Genomic DNA, 20,754 nt, shown 5'->3' on the forward strand with positions numbered 1-20,754 from the left:
ATAAACAATGTCTCAACAATTTGATCTTGTTGTTATTGGCGGTGGTCCTGGTGGTTATGAAGCAGCGATTCGTGCTGCTCAACTAGGTTTTAAAGTCGCTTGTATCGAAAAACGTATTCACAACGGTAAGCCATCTTTAGGTGGTACATGCTTAAACGTAGGTTGTATTCCTTCTAAAGCATTACTTGACTCTTCTCACCGTTACGAAGATACAGTACATCACTTAGCTGATCACGGTATCACTACAGGTGAAGTGAATTTTGATCTTGCTAAGCTTCTTGCTCGTAAAGACAAAATTGTTGACCAATTAACTGGTGGTATCGATCAATTGCTTAAAGGCAATGGCATTGAATGGTTAAAAGGTACAGGTAAATTACTTGCTGGTAAAAAAGTTGAGTTCGTTTCTCATGAGGGTGAAACTCAAGTTTTAGAACCTAAATACGTTATTCTTGCGTCTGGTTCTGTGCCTGTAAATATTCCAGTAGCTCCTGTAGATCAAGATATTATTGTTGATTCAACTGGTGCATTGAACTTCCCAGAAGTACCTAAGCGTTTAGGTGTAATTGGTGCAGGTGTAATCGGTTTAGAGCTTGGTTCTGTTTGGCGTCGTCTTGGTGCTGAAGTTGTTGTTTTTGAAGCAATGGATGCATTCTTACCAATGGCTGATAAAGCTTTGGCAAAAGACTACCAAAAACTTTTAACTAAGCAAGGTCTTGATATTCGTATCGGTGCTAAAGTTTCTGGTACTGAAATTAATGGTCGTGAAGTGACTGTTAAATACACTCAAGGCGGCGAAGAAAAAACTCAGACTTTTGACAAATTAATCGTTTGTGTAGGCCGTAAAGCTTATGCAGAAGGTTTATTGGCAGATGATTCAGGCATTAAATTGACTGAACGTGGTCTAGTTGAAGTAAATGATCACTGTGCAACTTCTGTAGAAGGTGTATACGCGATTGGTGACTTGGTTCGCGGTCCAATGCTTGCTCATAAAGCAATGGAAGAAGGTGTAATGGCTGTTGAGCGTATTCACGGTCATGCAGCTCAAGTGAACTATGACACAATCATTTCTGTTATCTATACACATCCGGAAGCGGCATGGGTTGGTTTAACTGAAGAACAAGCTAAAGAAAAAGGTCATGAAGTTAAAACTGGTCAATTCGGTTTTGCTGTAAATGGTCGTGCTTTAGCGGCGGGTGAAGGTGCTGGTTTTGTTAAGTTTGTTGCTGATGCAAAAACTGACCGTTTATTAGGTATGCATGTTATTGGACCTGCAGCATCTGATATCGTACACCAAGGTATGATCGCTCTTGAATTTGTATCTTCTGTTGAAGATCTTCAGTTAATGACATTTGGTCATCCAACATTCTCTGAAGTTGTTCATGAAGCTGCACTTGCTGTAGATGGTCGTGCAATTCATGCGATTCAACGTAAGCGTAAATAAAATAAAGAGCGGTTCTCCGCTCTTTTTCACATTCGATGGTGTGATTAAAAAAGCATCAAGGTGAAAGACGTAGACAGCAATTTGCATAAGTAACATGAGAATGTTGCGCAAATTGAAGACAACAAACAAAGTTAAGTAGGTAACTAAATGAACTTACATGAGTATCAAGCTAAAGCGTTATTGAAAGAATATGGTATGCCAGTACAAGAAGGTATCTTGGCTACCAATGCAGACGAAGCAGTTGCTGCATTTGAACAGCTTGGTGGTAAATTCGCGGTAATGAAAGCGCAAGTTCATGCTGGTGGTCGTGGTAAGGCTGGTGGCGTTAAAGTTGCAAAATCTAAAGAAGACGTTATCGAATTTGCAAACAATATCATTGGTACTCGTCTTGTAACGTATCAAACTGATGCAAATGGTCAACCAGTAAACAGCATCATTGTTGCTGAAGACGTATATCCAGTTGAGCGTGAGCTTTACTTGGGCGCGGTTGTAGACCGTTCTAGCCGTCGTATTACTTTCATGGCTTCTACAGAAGGTGGTGTAGAAATCGAGAAAGTTGCTGAAGAAACTCCAGAAAAAATTATCAAAGTTGAAGTTGATCCATTAGTTGGCTTACAACCATTCCAAGCACGTGAAGTTGCGTTTGCTTTAGGTTTGAAAGACAAGCAAATCGGTCAATTTGTAAAAATCATGACAGCTGCTTACCAAGCATTTGTTGAAAATGACTTTGCATTATTTGAAATTAACCCACTTTCAGTTCGTGAAAATGGCGAAATTTTATGTGTTGATGCGAAAGTAGGTATCGACTCTAACGCGCTTTACCGTTTACCTAAAGTTGCTGCTTTACGTGACAAATCTCAAGAGAATGAGCGTGAATTAAAAGCATCTGAATTTGATCTTAACTATGTTGCTTTAGAAGGTAACATCGGTTGTATGGTTAACGGTGCTGGTCTTGCAATGGCAACTATGGACATCATTAAACTTTATGGTGGTCAGCCTGCAAACTTCCTTGACGTTGGTGGCGGTGCAACTAAAGAGCGCGTAATCGAAGCGTTCAAAATCATCCTTGCTGATACATCTGTACAAGGTGTTTTAATCAACATCTTCGGTGGTATCGTACGTTGTGACATGATTGCTGAAGCGATTATTGCAGCGGTTCAAGAAGTAAACGTAACTGTTCCAGTTGTTGTTCGTTTAGAAGGTAACAACGCTGAGTTAGGTGCTAAATTACTTGATGAATCTGGTTTGAAATTAATTTCTGCAAACGGCTTGTCTGATGCCGCAGAAAAAGTTGTAGCTGCAGTTAAAGCGTAAGGGGAGTATCAATCATGAGCGTATTAATTAATAAAGACACTAAAGTATTGGTACAAGGTTTTACTGGTAAAAACGGTACTTTCCACTCTGCACAAGCTTTAGACTACGGTACAAAAGTTGTTGGTGGTGTTACTCCAGGTAAAGGTGGTACTACTCACCTTGACTTACCAGTATTCAACACAATGAAAGAAGCTGTACGTGAAACAAATGCAGATGCATCTGTAATCTATGTACCAGCTCCATTCGTTTTAGACTCAATCGTTGAAGCGGTTGATTCAGGTGTTGGCCTAATCGTTGTGATCACTGAAGGTGTTCCAACAATCGACATGCTTAAAGCAAAACGCTATTTAGAAACTAACGGTAACGGTACTCGTTTAGTTGGTCCTAACTGTCCAGGCGTGATCACTCCGGGTGAATGTAAGATTGGTATTATGCCTGGTCACATTCACCAACCAGGTCGTATTGGTATCATCTCGCGTTCAGGTACATTGACTTATGAAGCTGTTGCTCAAACAACTAAGCTTGGTTTAGGTCAGTCTACTTGTATCGGTATCGGTGGTGACCCAATCCCAGGTATGAACCAAATCGAAGCGCTTCAATTATTCCAAGACGATCCAGATACTGATGCAATCATCATGATCGGTGAGATCGGTGGTACAGCGGAAGAAGAAGCTGCTGAATTCATCAAATCTAACGTGACTAAGCCTGTAGTAGGTTACATTGCTGGTGTAACTGCTCCTAAAGGTAAGCGTATGGGTCACGCTGGTGCGATCATTTCTGGTGGTCAAGGTACTGCTGAAGAGAAATTCGCTGCATTTGAAAAAGCAGGTATGGCTTACACTCGTAGCCCAGCTGAGCTTGGTTCAACTATGTTGCAAGTTTTAAAAGAGAAAGGTTTAGCTTAATCACTTTACCCTGAATCTTATAAAGCACCGCATCTGAAAAATGATGCGGTGCTTTTTTATTTATTAAAGAAAAATCAGAATTTTTATAATTATAGCTAATTCATAAATAAAATTTTTAGGCAAAAAAATACGCAATGATTGGGGTGATCATTGCGTAGAACAACGAATCTGTAAAAACAGTTTCGGTTTAAGGAGAAATGTCGTGAGGCTCATATGATGTAACCTACATAGAGGATAATAGATAAAGTTAAGATATTCTTCATCGCTATTAGCGTTAATAAGTGTTACTTCACGTTAATAGGGTAAAAGCCTGTGAATGGCTATCAATACATTAGTAATTCTAAAAAATGAATATTATTGAATCTAATAAAAAAAGCCCCGAAGGGCTTTTAATTTCTAAAGAGGATTAAAATTTAAATAAACCTAAGCCATCTTTAACTTCGTCTAAAGTCTGTTGAGTAATAAGATGGCACTTATCTGTACCTTGACGTAAAACATCCATAATATAGTCAGGATCTTTAGCAAGTTCTTCGCGACGTTCACGAATAGGTGTAATTAACTCTTTTAAGACACCTTCAAGACGTTTTTTAACCGTACCGTCACCAAGACCACCGCGACGATAGTGAGCTTTTAATTCTTCAACTTCTTCTTTATTTGGATCAAATGCATCTAAATAAGTAAATACGATATTGCCTTCAACTTGACCTGGATCTTCAATACGAAGGTGATTTGGATCGGTGTACATCGCATTAACAGCTTTTTTAATGTCTTTATCAGAAGCATTTAAAACGATGGTATTGCCTAATGATTTAGACATTTTCGCTTTACCATCAAAACCAGGTAGACGTGCCATATTAGAAAGCAAAGCTTTACATTCAGGCAAAAGATCTTGACCGATTTGGCGATTTACTCGACGTACGATTTCATTCGTTTGTTCAATCATTGGAATCTGATCTTCACCCACTGGAACCACAGTTGCTTTGAAAGCAGTAATGTCAGCCGCTTGTGCAACAGGGTAGCAGAGGAAACCAGCTGGAATGTCACGCTCGAAACCACGCATTTGAATTTCAGATTTAATGGTCGGGTTACGTTCTAAACGCGCAACTGTCACAAAATTAAGATAGAGCATTGTGAGTTCATTGAGTGCTGGCAAGCAAGACTGAACACAAATGGTGGTTTTTGATGGATCAATGCCTACAGCTAAATAATCTAGAGCAACTTCTAGAATATTACGACGAACTTTATCTGGATTATCTGCATTATCTGTTAATGCTTGTGCATCTGCTAATAAGAGATGTTGATGATGGCTATCCTGTAAACCTACACGAGAACGCAAAGAACCGACAAAATGCCCAAGATGAAGTTGTCCGGTTGGGCGGTCGCCTGTCAAAATAATTGGACGCTGATCAACATTACTCATTATTTATTCCACTATCGTATTGGCTTAATCAGGGGTAGTAAGCCCTGTAATATAAAAGATTGGCATTATTGTACGGGAAATAAATTTTTTTCGTCAGCGATTGGGGAAACTTTTCTTAAAATAATATTGTGAATTTATTCAGTAAAATTACAGAAATTCAAAAAAATCATCTTACAATAGCTTAATAAATACAAACTTGGATAAGAAATGGCGAGTGGCTTACTTTTATTACTAGATGATATAGCAACAATTTTAGATGATGTTGCTTTAATGAGCAAAATGGCTGCCAAGAAAACTGCCGGAGTTTTAGGTGACGATTTGGCCTTAAATGCTCAGCAAGTAACAGGTGTGCGCGCAGATCGTGAACTACCTATTGTTTGGAAGGTGGCCAAAGGCTCATTTGTTAATAAGCTTATTTTAGTTCCTTTAGCATTGTTAATTAGTGTGATTGCACCTTGGCTTATTAATCCGCTATTAATGCTCGGAGGCCTATTTTTATGTTATGAGGGAGTAGAGAAAGTTCTTCATACCATTATGCATAAAAAAGCTTCTACATCAGAGGAGGCAAAAGCAGAGCTTGAAAATGAAGAATTAGACTTAGCAACTTTTGAAAAAGAAAAAATAAAAGGCGCAGTAAGAACTGATTTTATTTTATCGGCTGAGATCGTGGTGATTACGCTGGGTACAGTTGCTACGGCTACTTTAATGACCAAAGTAAGCGTTTTAAGTGTTATTGCAGTTGTGATGACGATTGGCGTTTATGGCCTAGTTGGTATGATTGTTAAGATTGATGATTTGGGATTATATTTAACAGAACAGTCGACCTCATTTAAACAAACTATAGGTCGAGGCCTATTAGCTTTTGCTCCTATTTTGATGAAATTACTTTCAATCGTGGGCACTATTGCAATGTTTTTAGTGGGTGGCGGGATTATTAATCATACGATTCCATTGCTTCATCACTTAACTGAAGACACAGTGGATCATGTGGAAACAATACCAGCGGTAGGTAATATCATTGGTGCTTTAACACCAACATTGATTAACTTTGGAATAGGACTTGTTGCAGGTGCAATTGTTCTATTAATTGTGAGCTTAATACAAAAAATGTGGCCTAAAAAAGCATCGGGTTCATGATGCCATTCTAAAAAGAAGAGGGAAATTATGCGCTGGAAAGGTCGACGAATTAGTAGCAATGTTGAGGACCGTCGAGGTGGTAGCGGTGTTAGAGCAGGCGGTATCAGTATTATTGGTTTGGTTGTTGCATTTGTTGCGTGGAAGTTCTTTGGTGTTGATCCACAGCAGGCTTATCAAGCAACGCAGCAAGTTACTGCTTCACAACAATCAAATGCAACTGCGCCAGAAAGTTTAACGGCCGAGCAAAAAGAAGCCTCGGATTTTGTTGGAACGGTTTTGGCTGATACGGAAGATACTTGGACTCCTATATTTAAACAGTTAGGTAAAAGCTATACGCCACCAACATTAGTATTGTTTAGTGGAATGGTTCAGTCAGGATGTGGTACTGCTCAATCTGCCATGGGACCATTTTATTGTCCTGCAGACCAAAAGGTTTATATCGATACAGAATTCTTTAAAGATATGCGTCAGCAAATGGGAATTTCTGGTGAGCAGAACCAAACTGAACTTTCTAGAGAAGATCAAGCTGGGGATTTTGCACAAGCTTATGTGGTTGCACATGAAGTAGGGCACCATGTTCAAACCTTGCTGGGTATTTCGTCACAAGTACAGCAAGCCCGTGCACAAGTCAGCCAAAGAGAAGGTAATCAATTATCTGTTCGTCAAGAATTGCAAGCTGACTGTTTAGCGGGTATTTGGGCGAGTCATAATCAACAGCGAACTCAATTTTTAGAGCAAGGTGACATTGAAGAAGCGATGGATGCTGCTCAAAAAATTGGAGATGATTATTTACAGAAGCGCTCTACGGGTCAGGTTGTTCCAGATAGCTTTACTCATGGTAGTAGTGAGCAGCGAATGCATTGGTTTCAGGTTGGTTTAAAAACTGGTGATATTAATCAATGTGATACTTTTAATAATCCAGTTTAAAATTTTGTAGGATGAGTCTTGTTAAACATAATTTAATAAGCTCATCTTTTTTCAGATCATAACTATAAATAATGTTAAGAAATTTAACAGATTGATAGATTGTTCAATCAATTCGGTAAACTTGTGTCCTAATTTCTGTTTTTTATGATTATGGCATTGTTTATGTCAGCTTTTTATTAAGTTTGGTCGATCTAGCAAAGTTGTTTATTTGGTCGTTGACCCAGAAGAAGGGTATTCATGGGTAATTTTTTTCTATTACAAGCTTTTACAGTGGTTTTTGCACTATCAATTGCAACCACGATCTTTAATAAGCGTATTTTAGGCTTTCCACAGGCGATTGGTGTTCCTCTGGTCTCAGCAATTTTTGTCTTTATTCTACAGTGGGGTGCCAGCCTACTAAACGGTAACCAGTTTATTACCATTAACATTCATAATATTGAAGAAGCTGTACGTCATATCGATTTTTATGATTTTTTAATTAATGGTGTTATTTGTTTTATTCTAACTTCTTCTGCACTCAAATTTAAAATTTCAGATCTAAAAAGTTATTGGAAGCAAATTAGTATTTTGGCAACAATTGCCTTAGTACTTTGCGCCGTATTATTTGGCAGTTTACTTTACGGATTCCAATTACTGGTTGGATATCATGTGCCAATTCTGGTGCTGTTACTTTTAGGTGCAGCTTTAGGGGCAACAGACCCAATTGGTATTAAAGGTGTACTTAGTTCGATTCGAGCACCACATCATTTAATTGTTAAGTTAGAAGGTGAATCATTATTTAATGATGCAATGTGTATTGCATTGTTTATGACTTTACTTAATGTTTTACAGGGTGAACATTTTTCATTAGTGGCGACATTAGAAGCTCTACTTTATGAAATTGTTGTCGCCGTCGGGATTGGTTGGGCATTTGGGGTAGGGGTGTTGCGTCTATTACGTGGTAAACATGAAATGGAGTCCCTGATTTTAACAACAGCTTTACTTGCAAGTGGAGCATATTTGGTTGCTTTGTTTGCGCATGCATCAGCACCGATTGCTTGTGTAATTGGCGGTTTAATTGTTGGAAACAAATGGAAGGAAATACGAGAAGAGCGAGAGATTCAAGAAGTTAATCATTTTTGGCATACAGTAGAAGGAATCATTAACTCATTCTTATTTACTTTAATTGGCTTAGAGTTATTTATTCTTGATCTAAACTTTAGCCTGATTTTAGGCGGTATTGTTGCATTCTTTATTCTTCATATTTCTCGTTTTGCTGCCAACTTTATGGCTTTCGCTTTTTTCCCCACAATGCGTAGAACTAAAAGCTACAACGGTAGTTTGACTATTTTATCTTGGGGTGGGGTACGAGGAGGAATTTCACTTGCATTGATTTTGGCAGTAGCCAATATCCCTGCCTTAAGTCCCTATAGTAGTATCCTGATTGGATATACATTTATTAGTGTATTGTTATCAGGGATTGTGTGCGGCCTAGGCTTACCAGCTGTGATGAATGCTTTTTATTACAACCCCAACGAAGAAACTGAAGGCTTAAAAGGCTTCTATCAAAGGTTGTGCCATAAGATGAACCGAAGAGGTTTTCAGTATATTGTGGGGGAGGATGCGCTGGGTAGAGAAACAATCACCGTTTATAATCCAGATATTCTTGTAGACCAAAAAACTGAGGATGGAATTGCGACAATGCATGACCCGAATAAGTTACAAGAAGTAAAAAGATTTGAGAGTCCAGATAATTTCTAAATATAAATAGTTTTAAAATTTATAAGATATTTAAAAATGAGGTTTTAGTGTAATAGTAAAATATTACCTAAAGCCTTTTTTTTCTATATATATCATTAATAATATATTTTATTTTATTAAGATATTAATAATTGTTATATGAATATTTTAATTAAATGATTTTTCAACAAATGGTAAATAGTAAAATAATAAATTTGTTTTATATATAAAACGTTTAATGTGATTTTTCATTAAATTAACATAAGAAAAACTTAACTAAGACTTATATATAATTTCTATTAATTAAAATTTTTTCTTTAGGTACTTTAGTATTTGTTTTTTTTATTTTAAAGTGTTTAATGTAAAAATGATCACATTACTTAATGTTTTTAAGTTGTAGGTCAAAAACTTAGAAAGATTAAGTAAAAAGAATTATACATAAAATCATTTAAATCAATAATATAAAAGGAATACAGATATGCCTGAAATACAAATTATTGCCAAGGATAGTCACGATACCTTGTCAACAATCAAGGGAACTTCTGCGAAGCTTTCAGAAGCGTCAGTCGTATTGGTAAAAGTGGCTGCCAGTGATGTATTGGTAGTGAATAGGGAGGGTACCAATGCAGTCATTCGCCTGAAAAATGGCGAGACTATTGTTATTGAAGGCTTTTTTAGTGGAACAGCTGAGCCTAAAGATAACAGTCTTGTTTTTCAAGATGAAAATGGACAGTTGATTTGGGCAAAATTCAAAGATGCTGAAAATGATGCGGACGCCGATGCTGATGCGGACGCTGATGCAGACAGTGATGTTGAGCCACAAGCTCTGGTAGCTGAGGATTTACCTGCTGCTTTACCAGCAGAAGCACCACAAGAGTTGGTATCTGATGTTATTTATCAACCTATTTCTTCAATTGAACCATTACTTTATCACGATGCGGGTGTAAACCCATGGTTGTGGGCGGCTATTCCTTTAGTTGCGGGCGGTATTATCGCTGCAGCATCAAATAGTGATAATAATGATGACTCAACACCTGCCGATACCACTCCACCAAATACTGATGGAGTCACTTTCTCTGTTGACCCTGTTACTTCAGATAACGTAATTAATGCATCAGAAGCAGCAGGTAATGTCACGATTACTGGTGTTCTGAAAAATATTCCAGCAGATGCGGCCAATACGGCCGTTACAGTTGTTATTAATGGTCAGACATACACTGCAACTGTAGACAAAACAGCGGGTACGTGGACAGTAAGTGTACCAGGTAGCGGTTTAAAAGCGGATACAGATAAAACAATTGATGCGACTGTAACGTTTACAGATGCGGCAGGTAATAGCAGTACTGTTAAAGATACACAAACTTATACGATTGATACTGCTGCTCCTAATACGGATGAGGTTGATTTTTCGGTTGATTCTGTAACAGCTGACAATGTGATTAATGCATCAGAAGCGGCTGGTGATGTCATTATTACAGGTATTTTGAAAAATATTCCGTCAGATGCAACCAATACTGTAGTAACAGTTGTTGTGAATGGGGTGACTTATACTGCAACTGTAGATAGTGCAGCAGGAACATGGACAGTAAATGTGCCTGGCAGTGGCTTAGAGGCTGATGCAGATAAAACGATTGATGCTACTGTAACGTTACACTTCCTGCGTTAACTGATGGTCCACATACCATTACCGTGACGGCAACTGATGCTGCAGGTAATGCGGGTACCGATACAGCAGTGGTGACCATTGATACCACCGCACCAAATGCACCTGTACTTGATCCAATCAATGCAACTGACCCAGTGAGCGGTACAGCAGAAGCTGGTTCAACAGTGACTGTCAGCTTCCCTGATGGCACCACTGCAACAGTCGTGGCAGGCACAGACGGCAGCTGGTCAGTACCAAATCCGGGTAACCTGGTGGATGGTGATACCGTGACTGCAACAGCGACGGACCCTGCAGGCAATACTTCATTGCCAGGTACAGGCACAGTCTCTGCAGACATTACACCGCCGGTGGTTGCGCTGGATGATGTACTCACGAACGACAGCACACCAGCACTCACTGGTACAGTGAACGATCCGACAGCAACCGTAGTTGTGAACGTGGATGGTGTTGACTATCCGGCAGTGAACAATGGTGACGGCACCTGGACGCTTGCAGACAATACACTTCCTGCATTAACTGATGGTCCACATACCATTACCGTGACGGCAACTGATGCTGCAGGCAATGCAGGTACCGATACAGCAGTGGTGACCATTGATACCACCGCACCAAATGCACCTGTACTTGATCCAATCAATGCAACTGACCCAGTGAGCGGTACAGCAGAAGCGGGTTCAACAGTGACTGTCAGCTTCCCTGATGGCACCACTGCAACAGTCGTGGCAGGCACAGACGGCAGCTGGTCAGTACCAAATCCGGGTAACCTGGTGGATGGCGATACCGTGACTGCAACAGCGACTGACCCTGCAGGCAATACTTCATTGCCAGGTACAGGCACAGTCTCTGCAGACATTACACCGCCGGTGGTTGCGCTGGATGATGTACTCACGAACGACAGCACACCAGCACTCACTGGTACAGTGAACGATCCGACAGCAACCGTAGTTGTGAACGTGGATGGTGTTGACTATCCGGCAGTGAACAATGGTGACGGCACCTGGACGCTTGCAGACAATACACTTCCTGCATTAACTGATGGTCCACATACCATTACCGTGACGGCAACTGATGCTGCAGGCAATGCAGGTACCGATACAGCAGTGGTGACCATTGATACCACCGCACCAAATGCACCTGTACTTGATCCAATCAATGCAACTGACCCAGTGAGCGGTACAGCAGAAGCTGGTTCAACAGTGACTGTCAGCTTCCCTGATGGCACCACTGCAACAGTCGTGGCAGGTACAGATGGAACATGGTCAGTACCAAACCCGGGTAACCTGGTGGATGGCGACACAATTTCGGCAACAGCCACTGACCCTGCAGGCAATACTTCATTGCCAGGTACAGGCACAGTCTCTGCAGACATTACACCGCCGGTGGTTGCGCTGGATGATGTACTCACGAACGACAGCACACCAGCACTCACTGGTACAGTGAACGATCCGACAGCAACCGTAGTTGTGAACGTGGATGGTATTGATTATCCGGCAGTGAACAATGGCGATGGCACCTGGACTTTACCGAACGATATCTTACCAACTCTGTCAGAAGGCGCACACAGTGTGACTGTGACAGCAACAGACCTGGCAGGTAATACAGGTACGGATACAGGTGTTGTGACAATTGATACCGTTGCCCCAAATGCACCGGACATTGATCCAGTGAATGCGGTAGATCCGATTACAGGTACAGCAGAACCAGATTCAACCGTGACTGTGACGTATCCTGATGGCACGACTGCAACTGTAGTTGCAGGCACAGACGGCACATGGTCAGTACCAAACCCAGGTAACCTGGTAGATGGCGACACAATTTCGGCAACAGCCACTGACCCTGCAGGCAATACTTCATTGCCAGGTACAGAGATTGTTGACGGAGATGGCTTACCACCAGTGGTATCGTTAACTGATGAAGTGACGAATGATGCAACGCCGGACTTGTCAGGTAGCATCAATGATCCAAATGCAACGATTGTAGTGACTGTGGATGGTATTGATTATCCGGCAGTGAACAATGGCGATGGCACCTGGACTTTACCGAACGATATCTTACCAACTCTGTCAGAAGGCGCACACAGTGTGACTGTGACAGCAACAGACCTGGCAGGTAATACAGGTACGGATACAGGTGTTGTGACAATTGATACCGTTGCCCCAAATGCACCGGACATTGATCCAGTGAATGCGGTAGATCCGATTACAGGTACAGCAGAACCAGATTCAACCGTGACTGTGACGTATCCTGATGGCACGACTGCAACTGTAGTTGCAGGCACAGACGGCACATGGTCAGTACCAAACCCAGGTAACCTGGTAGATGGCGACACAATTTCGGCAACAGCCACTGACCCTGCAGGCAATACTTCATTGCCAGGTACAGAGATTGTTGACGGAGATGGCTTACCACCAGTGGTATCGTTAACTGATGAAGTGACGAATGATGCAACGCCGGACTTGTCAGGTAGCATCAATGATCCAAATGCAACGATTGTAGTGACTGTGGATGGTATTGATTATCCGGCAGTGAACAATGGCGATGGCACCTGGACTTTACCGAACGATATCTTACCAACTCTGTCAGAAGGCGCACACAGTGTGACTGTGACAGCAACAGACTTGGCAGGTAATACAGGTACGGATACAGGTGTTGTGACAATTGATACCGTTGCCCCAAATGCACCGGACATTGATCCAGTGAATGCGGTAGATCCGATTACAGGTACAGCAGAACCAGATTCAACCGTGACTGTGACGTATCCTGATGGCACGACTGCAACTGTAGTTGCAGGCACAGATGGCACATGGTCAGTACCAAACCCAGGTAACCTGGTAGATGGCGACACAATTTCGGCAACAGCCACTGACCCTGCAGGCAATACTTCATTGCCAGGTACAGAGATTGTTGACGGAGATGGCTTACCACCAGTGGTATCGTTAACTGATGAAGTGACGAATGATGCAACGCCGGACTTGTCAGGTAGCATCAATGATCCAAATGCAACGATTGTAGTGACTGTGGATGGTATTGATTATCCGGCAGTGAACAATGGCGATGGCACCTGGACTTTACCGAACGATATCTTACCAACTCTGTCAGAAGGCGCACACAGTGTGACTGTGACAGCAACAGACTTGGCAGGTAATACAGGTACGGATACAGGTGTTGTGACAATTGATACCGTTGCCCCAAATGCACCGGACATTGATCCAGTGAATGCGGTAGATCCGATTACAGGTACAGCAGAACCAGATTCAACCGTGACTGTGACGTATCCTGATGGCACGACTGCAACTGTAGTTGCAGGCACAGATGGCACATGGTCAGTACCAAACCCAGGTAACCTGGTAGATGGCGACACAATTTCGGCAACAGCCACTGACCCTGCAGGCAATACTTCATTGCCAGGTACAGAGATTGTTGACGGAGATGGCTTACCACCAGTGGTATCGTTAACTGATGAAGTGACGAATGATGCAACGCCGGACTTGTCAGGTAGCATCAATGATCCAAATGCAACGATTGTAGTGACTGTGGATGGTATTGATTATCCGGCAGTGAACAATGGCGATGGCACCTGGACTTTACCGAACGATATCTTACCAACTCTGTCAGAAGGCGCACACAGTGTGACTGTGACAGCAACAGACTTGGCAGGTAATACAGGTACGGATACAGGTACTGTAACAATCGATACCATTGCACCGGTAGTGGGTTTCACAGATGCATCTACCAATGACACCACACCTGCTTTGACCGGTACGATCGATGATCCTACTGCGACTGTGGTAGTGACTGTGGATGGTGTGGATTATCCAGCGACTAACAATGGTGACGGTACCTGGACGCTTGCAGACAATACACTTCCAGTGTTGGCAGACGGTCCACATACAGTGAGCGTGACTGCAACAGATGTGGCAGGCAACGTTTCAACACCAGTAACCGGTACAGTGACTGTTGATGCGACAGCACCAAGCCTTGCGATTAGCACAGATGACCTTGCACTTGCGGCAGGTGAAACAGCGAACATTAGCTTCACGTTCAGTGACACAGATGTCTTGGGCAACTTGGGTACAGGCGATGTACTTGCGGTACAACGCCTGCATTGAGCCTACTGCGACTGTGGTGGTGACTGTGGATGGTGTGGATTATCCAGCGACTAACAATGGTGACGGTACCTGGACGCTTGCAGACAATACACTTCCAGTGTTTGATGCAAGCGACATCACGGTTGTAAGGCATCACGGTACATTGACTGGCCTGACTACGACTGACAACATCACCTGGACAGCGGTGTTCACACCGGACGGCACAGGCACAGCACCAAGCATTGCGGTGGCTGATGGTAGTTACACAGATGTCTTGGGCAACTTGGGTACAGGCGATGTACTTGACGGTACAGACGGCTTTATCGTTGACCTTGTAGCACCGGTGGTGACTTTCCCAGATGTATCGACGAACGATACAACGCCTGCATTGACCGGTACGATCGATGATCCTACTGCGACTGTGGTGGTGACTGTGGATGGTGTGGATTATCCAGCGACTAACAATGGTGACGGTACCTGGACGCTTGCAGACAATACACTTCCAGTGTTGGCAGACGGTCCACATACAGTGAGCGTGACTGCAACAGATGTGGCAGGCAACGTTTCAACACCAGTAACCGGTACAGTGACTGTTGATGCGACAGCACCGACACTTGCGATTAGCACAGATGACCTTGCACTTGCGGCAGGTGAAACAGCGAACATTAGCTTCACGTTCAGTGAGGCGGTAGCAGGCTTTGATGCAAGCGACATCACGGTTGTAGGCGGTACATTGACTGGCCTGACTACGACTGACAACATCACCTGGACAGCGGTATTCACACCAGATGGCACAGGCACAGCACCAAGCATTGCGGTGGCTGATGGTAGCTACACAGATGTCTTGGGCAACTTGGGTACAGGCGATGTACTTGATGGTACAGACGGCTTTATCGTTGACCTTGTTGCACCGGTGGTGACTTTCCCAGATGTATCGACGAACGATACAACGCCTGCATTGACCGGTACGATCGATGATCCTACTGCGACTGTGGTGGTGACTGTGGATGGTGTGGATTATCCAGCGACTAACAATGGTGACGGTACCTGGACGCTTGCAGACAATACACTTCCAGTGTTGGCAGACGGTCCACATACAGTGAGCGTGACTGCAACAGATGTGGCAGGCAACGTTTCAACACCAGTAACTGGTACAGTGACTGTTGATGCGACAGCACCGACACTTGCGATTAGCACAGATGACCTTGCACTTGCGGCAGGTGAAACAGCGAACATTAGCTTCACGTTCAGTGAGGCGGTAGCAGGCTTTGATGCAAGCGACATCACGGTTGTAGGCGGTACATTGACTGGCCTGACTACGACTGACAACATCACCTGGACAGCGGTATTCACACCGGACGGCACAGGCACAGCACCAAGCATTGCGGTGGCTGATGGTAGCTACACAGATGTCTTGGGCAACTTGGGTACAGGCGATGTGCTTGACGGTACAGACGGCTTTATCGTTGATCTTGTTGCACCGGTAGTGGGTTTCACAGATGCATCTACCAATGACACCACACCTGCTTTGACCGGTACGATCGATGATCCTACTGCGACTGTGGTAGTGACTGTGGATGGCGTGGATTACCCAGCGACTAACAATGGCGACGGCACCTGGACGCTTGCAGACAATACACTTCCAGCGTTTACGGATGGTCCACACACAGTGAGCGTGACTGCAACAGATGTAGCAGGCAACGTTTCAACACCGGTTACAGGTACAGTGACTGTTGATGCGACAGCACCGACACTTGCGATTAGCACAGATGACCTTGCACTTGCGGCAGGTGAAACAGCGAACATTAGCTTCACGTTCAGTGAGGCGGTAGCAGGCTTTGATGCAAGCGACATCACGGTTGTAGGCGGTACATTGACTGGCCTGACTACGACTGACAACATCACCTGGACAGCGGTATTCACACCAGATGGCACAGGCACAGCACCAAGCATTGCGGTGGCTGATGGTAGCTACACAGATGTCTTGGGCAACTTGGGTACAGGCGATGTACTTGATGGTACAGACGGCTTTATCGTTGACCTTGTTGCACCGGTGGTGACTTTCCCAGATGTATCGACGAACGATACAACGCCTGCATTGACCGGTACGATCGATGATCCTACTGCGACTGTGGTAGTGACTGTGGATGGTGTGGATTATCCAGCGACTAACAATGGTGACGGTACCTGGACGCTTGCAGACAATACACTTCCAGTGTTGGCAGACGGTCCACATACAGTGAGCGTGACTGCAACAGATGTGGCAGGCAACGTTTCAACACCAGTAACCGGTACAGTGACTGTTGATGCGACAGCACCAAGCCTTGCGATTAGCACAGATGACCTTGCACTTGCGGCAGGTGAAACAGCGAACATTAGCTTCACGTTCAGTGAGGCGGTAGCAGGCTTTGATGCAAGCGACATCACGGTTGTAGGCGGTACATTGACTGGCTTGACTACGACTGACAACATCACCTGGACAGCGGTGTTCACACCGGACGGCACAGGCACAGCACCAAGCATTGCGGTGGCTGATGGTAGTTACACAGATGTCTTGGGCAACTTGGGTACAGGCGATGTACTTGACGGTACAGACGGCTTTATCGTTGACCTTGTAGCACCGGTGGTGACTTTCCCAGATGTATCGACGAACGATACAACGCCTGCATTGACCGGTACGATCGATGATCCTACTGCGACTGTGGTGGTGACTGTGGATGGTGTGGATTATCCAGCGACTAACAATGGTGACGGTACCTGGACGCTTGCAGACAATACACTTCCAGTGTTGGCAGACGGTCCACATACAGTGAGCGTGACTGCAACAGATGTGGCAGGCAACGTTTCAACACCGGTTACAGGTACAGTGACTGTTGATGCGACAGCACCGACACTTGCGATTAGCACAGATGACCTTGCACTCGCGGCAGGTGAAACAGCGAACATTACCTTCACGTTCAGTGAAGCAGTGACTGACTTTGATGCATCGGATGTGACTTTGGCAGGCGGTACATTAGCAGGCTTGAGCACAGCAGATGGTGGATTGACCTGGACAGCGACCTTCACACAAGATGGCACTGCGACAGCACCAAGCATCAGTGTTGCGGATAACACCTATACTGACCTTGCAGGTAACTTGGGTACAGGCGCAAGCTTGGCTGGCCTGACCTCAGATGTGGTGGCACCGACACTTGCGATCACAGCAACTGACCTGAATCTAGGTCTTGGTGAAAGCACGACAGTAACCTTCACGTTTAGTGAAGCAGTGACTGACTTTGATGCATCGGATGTGACTTTGGCAGGCGGTACATTAGCAGGCTTGAGCACAGCAGATGGTGGATTGACCTGGACAGCGACCTTCACACAAGATGGCACTGCGACAGCACCAAGCATCAGTGTTGCGGATAACACCTATACTGACCTTGCAGGTAACTTGGGTACAGGCGCAAGCTTGGCTGGCCTGACCTCAGATGTGGTGGCACCGACACTTGCGATCACAGCAACTGACCTGAATCTAGGTCTTGGTGAAAGCACGACAGTAACCTTCACGTTCAGTGAAGCAGTGACTGACTTTGATGCATCGGATGTGACTTTGGCAGGCGGTACATTAGCAGGCTTGAGCACAGCAGATGGTGGATTGACCTGGACAGCGACCTTCACACAAGATGGCACTGCGACAGCACCAAGCATCAGTGTTGCGGATAACACCTATACTGACCTTGCAGGTAATTTGGGTACAGGCGCAAGCTTGGCTGGCCTGACCTCAGATGTGGTGGCACCGACACTTGCGATCACAGCAACTGACCTGAATCTGGGTCTTGGTGAAAGCACCACAGTAACCTTCACGTTTAGTGAAGCAGTGACTGACTTTGATGCATCGGATGTGACTTTGGCAGGCGGTACATTAGCAGGCTTGAGCACAGCAGATGGCGGATTGACCTGGACAGCGACCTTCACACAAGATGGCACTGCGACAGCACCAAGCATCAGTGTTGCGGATAACACCTATACTGACCTTGCAGGTAATTTGGGTACAGGCGCTAATCTTGCTGGCCTTGTTCTTGTGCCAACAATTACTGCACATGACAATGTAGATAGTGTGGCAATTGATATTGTTCCATTAACTACAACGGGTATTAATGCTGGTTCTGCAACCTATCTAGCATTGATAGGTGTAACTGAAAATCTCAACGTATCGCTTCTTGGTACTCCGAGTGTGAGCTTCAGTATTGCAGCTGGACATACTTCAGATGCAACGATTAGCTATAGCGCTTTATTAAGTTTGTCTTTGCTTAACGACTATAAAATTGTTTTACAAAAACAAGCACCAGATGGTTCTTGGCAGAATGTTGCAGGTGATGCTAGTACTGGGCTAATTAACGTCGGAATACTTGGTGGTAATGGATTCGGTGCGACTATCACAGACTTGGCAAGTGGTTCTTATAGAGCGTTTATGGTCTATACCGGTGTGGGTGCAGGATTGTTAGGCACAATGAGTGTGGTTCGCGATGATTATAATCACACAGTAGTACCTACATATAGTGCAGCAACAGTGAGCGGTAATGTGCTTACGGATGATGATTCGACTATATATGGTCCTTCATATGTCCAAGATACAATCACTGGAACTACAGTGGTATCTACAGTGATTGGTGAGCAAGTAGGCGCGATATTAACACCTATTGGTTCTTCAACCCCAGTAACAGGAGCTTATGGAACACTTACTATCTCTGCAAATGGTTCATATAGCTATACACCAATTGCCAATGCCGCAAACATTGGTAAAGTAGACAGCTTCACTTACACCATTACTGATCCTGTATCAGGTGGTACTAGTACAGCGGTATTGCACATACAGATTGGATCACCTGATGTCAGCATTACTTGGAATACTGCTAGTCCTGGAACGGATGGTACGACTCAAATCGTTGCCAATGCAGACCAAGCTGTTGCAACAGTTGATTTTAGTAACTCAACTGATACACCTGTAGATGTTCCAAGTCCGAACATAACAATCAACTTGATTGGTTCGACTTCTGTAGTTTCTAATAGCTTCACTGTTGCGGCAGGAGATCTGGTAGATGTACAGGTAGCAGCAACTTATGCTAATCAACCATTATTAAGTGCATTACCAACAGTGAGTTATGTTGTTCAACAATTTGTTGGTGGAGTATGGGTTGATACAACTTATACTGGTTCGGCGGCAGCGCTTGCCAGTGTGGGTGGTATTAGTCTCGGAACAGTGGCTTTCCAAGATGCTGTTCTGCACTTAGGAGCTGGTACATACCGTATTGAGTATACGTTGACAGCGATTACACTTGGTACAACAACGTTGGATACACAAGTAACGACTACTACAACGCACTTGAACAATTACTCATCTGATTGGATCCATGGCAACATTATAGATGGTGACACAATAGGTGGGGTTGCAGACAGTGGTACCTTTACTGCTGATGGTGTCAAACTCTATGTTGAAACAAGTCCTGGTGTGTATGTTGAGGCTACTGGTCAATCTATCACTACTGCGAATGGTACATTTGTGATCAATTCGAATGGTGACTATGATTATCGTGCCAATACTTCGTCGTTAACATTAACGAACCCAACCGATACCATTAACTACAAGTTAGTGGCAGCGAATGGTTCCGAGTCTTTATCATCATTGACGGTTAACCTGACTACTTCTGATTACAATACTCATGTAATTAGCACAGCAGCGAATGATACGTTCAATACAGATACTGGCACGATTGGTTTTGGTTCAGATACTTTGATCTACCATGTGTTGAATGGAAGTGCAGCAACAGCTAGTAATGGTGCAACTACTGGCGGTAATGGTGTAGATACTTGGGCTAACTTCCATGTGGGTAATGTTGCTACAGATCAGCAAGCTGATTTAATTGATATCAGAGCATTACTCGATGGAGATCAAACAGACGCCAATATTGGACAATATCTAAATGTCACTGTAAGTGGTGGTAATACAACTATTCAGATTGACCGTGATGGTTTAACAGGATTTATTCCGGCTAATAACTTTACGAATCTGTTGGTTTTACAAGGTGTTACTACTAGTGAGGCAGAGTTACTTGCTAATGGTCAAATTATCTATTAATAGATAATTAACCAAATAA

7 protein-coding genes and 1 pseudogene are annotated in these 20,754 nt (G+C 43.7%); 7 read left to right on the plus strand and 1 reads right to left on the minus strand.

What is annotated here, in order from left to right:
• Positions 1–7: 7 nt before the first annotated feature.
• The 3 genes from lpdA to sucD all read left to right on the plus strand — a co-directional run bounded on the left by lpdA (position 8) and on the right by sucD (position 3,660).
• Positions 8–1,441 carry a dihydrolipoyl dehydrogenase gene (gene lpdA, locus KIP84_RS04035; protein ID WP_002116053.1) on the plus strand — a complete coding sequence of 478 codons (1,434 nt, stop codon included), beginning with the start codon at positions 8–10 and terminating at the stop codon, positions 1,439–1,441.
• 147 nt (positions 1,442–1,588) lie between these two features.
• Positions 1,589–2,755 carry an ADP-forming succinate--CoA ligase subunit beta gene (gene sucC, locus KIP84_RS04040; RefSeq protein ID WP_001048573.1) on the plus strand — a complete coding sequence of 389 codons (1,167 nt, stop codon included), beginning with the start codon at positions 1,589–1,591 and terminating at the stop codon, positions 2,753–2,755.
• Positions 2,756–2,769: 14 nt separating this feature from the next.
• A complete protein-coding gene (sucD, locus tag KIP84_RS04045; protein ID WP_000114637.1) occupies positions 2,770–3,660 on the plus strand; it encodes a succinate--CoA ligase subunit alpha in 891 nt (296 codons plus the stop codon).
• A gap of 406 nt (positions 3,661–4,066) precedes the next feature.
• Here the strand turns inward: sucD and trpS are convergent, their stop codons facing one another.
• Positions 4,067–5,080: a tryptophan--tRNA ligase gene (trpS, locus tag KIP84_RS04050; protein WP_213689365.1), complete on the minus strand. Its 1,014-nt coding sequence runs from the start codon at positions 5,078–5,080 to the stop codon at positions 4,067–4,069.
• Between the two features lie 207 nt (positions 5,081–5,287).
• On the opposite strand from trpS, the gene KIP84_RS04055 reads away from it, so the two are divergent.
• The 4 genes and pseudogenes from KIP84_RS04055 to KIP84_RS18730 all read left to right on the plus strand — a co-directional run bounded on the left by KIP84_RS04055 (position 5,288) and on the right by KIP84_RS18730 (position 20,735).
• Positions 5,288–6,217, plus strand: a complete 930-nt coding sequence (locus KIP84_RS04055; RefSeq protein WP_014207473.1) for a DUF808 domain-containing protein — start codon at positions 5,288–5,290, stop codon at positions 6,215–6,217.
• 27 nt (positions 6,218–6,244) lie between these two features.
• Entirely contained in the window at positions 6,245–7,144 is a 900-nt protein-coding gene (locus KIP84_RS04060; RefSeq protein ID WP_068565716.1) for a neutral zinc metallopeptidase, read from the plus strand.
• 237 nt (positions 7,145–7,381) lie between these two features.
• Positions 7,382–8,884 (plus strand): cation:proton antiporter, encoded by a 1,503-nt coding sequence (locus KIP84_RS04065; protein WP_002116022.1) that lies wholly within the window; start codon positions 7,382–7,384, stop codon positions 8,882–8,884.
• Positions 8,885–9,341: 457 nt separating this feature from the next.
• Positions 9,342–20,735, plus strand: a pseudogene (locus KIP84_RS18730) (BapA/Bap/LapF family large adhesin).
• The last annotated feature ends 19 nt before the right edge of the window (positions 20,736–20,754 follow it).

The sequence above is a fragment of the Acinetobacter sp. BHS4 genome (assembly GCF_018454425.1).
GTDB classification, from domain to species: Bacteria; Pseudomonadota; Gammaproteobacteria; order Pseudomonadales; family Moraxellaceae; genus Acinetobacter; species Acinetobacter pittii.

Coding starts and splice junctions, on each gene's coding strand:
- trpS (WP_213689365.1), bottom strand. CDS start 5,080: ATGAGTAATGTTGATCAGCGTCCAATTATTTTGACAGGCGACCGCCCA.
- sucD (WP_000114637.1), top strand. CDS start 2,770: ATGAGCGTATTAATTAATAAAGACACTAAAGTATTGGTACAAGGTTTT.
- KIP84_RS04055 (WP_014207473.1), top strand. CDS start 5,288: ATGGCGAGTGGCTTACTTTTATTACTAGATGATATAGCAACAATTTTA.
- KIP84_RS04060 (WP_068565716.1), top strand. CDS start 6,245: ATGCGCTGGAAAGGTCGACGAATTAGTAGCAATGTTGAGGACCGTCGA.
- sucC (WP_001048573.1), top strand. CDS start 1,589: ATGAACTTACATGAGTATCAAGCTAAAGCGTTATTGAAAGAATATGGT.
- lpdA (WP_002116053.1), top strand. CDS start 8: ATGTCTCAACAATTTGATCTTGTTGTTATTGGCGGTGGTCCTGGTGGT.
- KIP84_RS04065 (WP_002116022.1), top strand. CDS start 7,382: ATGGGTAATTTTTTTCTATTACAAGCTTTTACAGTGGTTTTTGCACTA.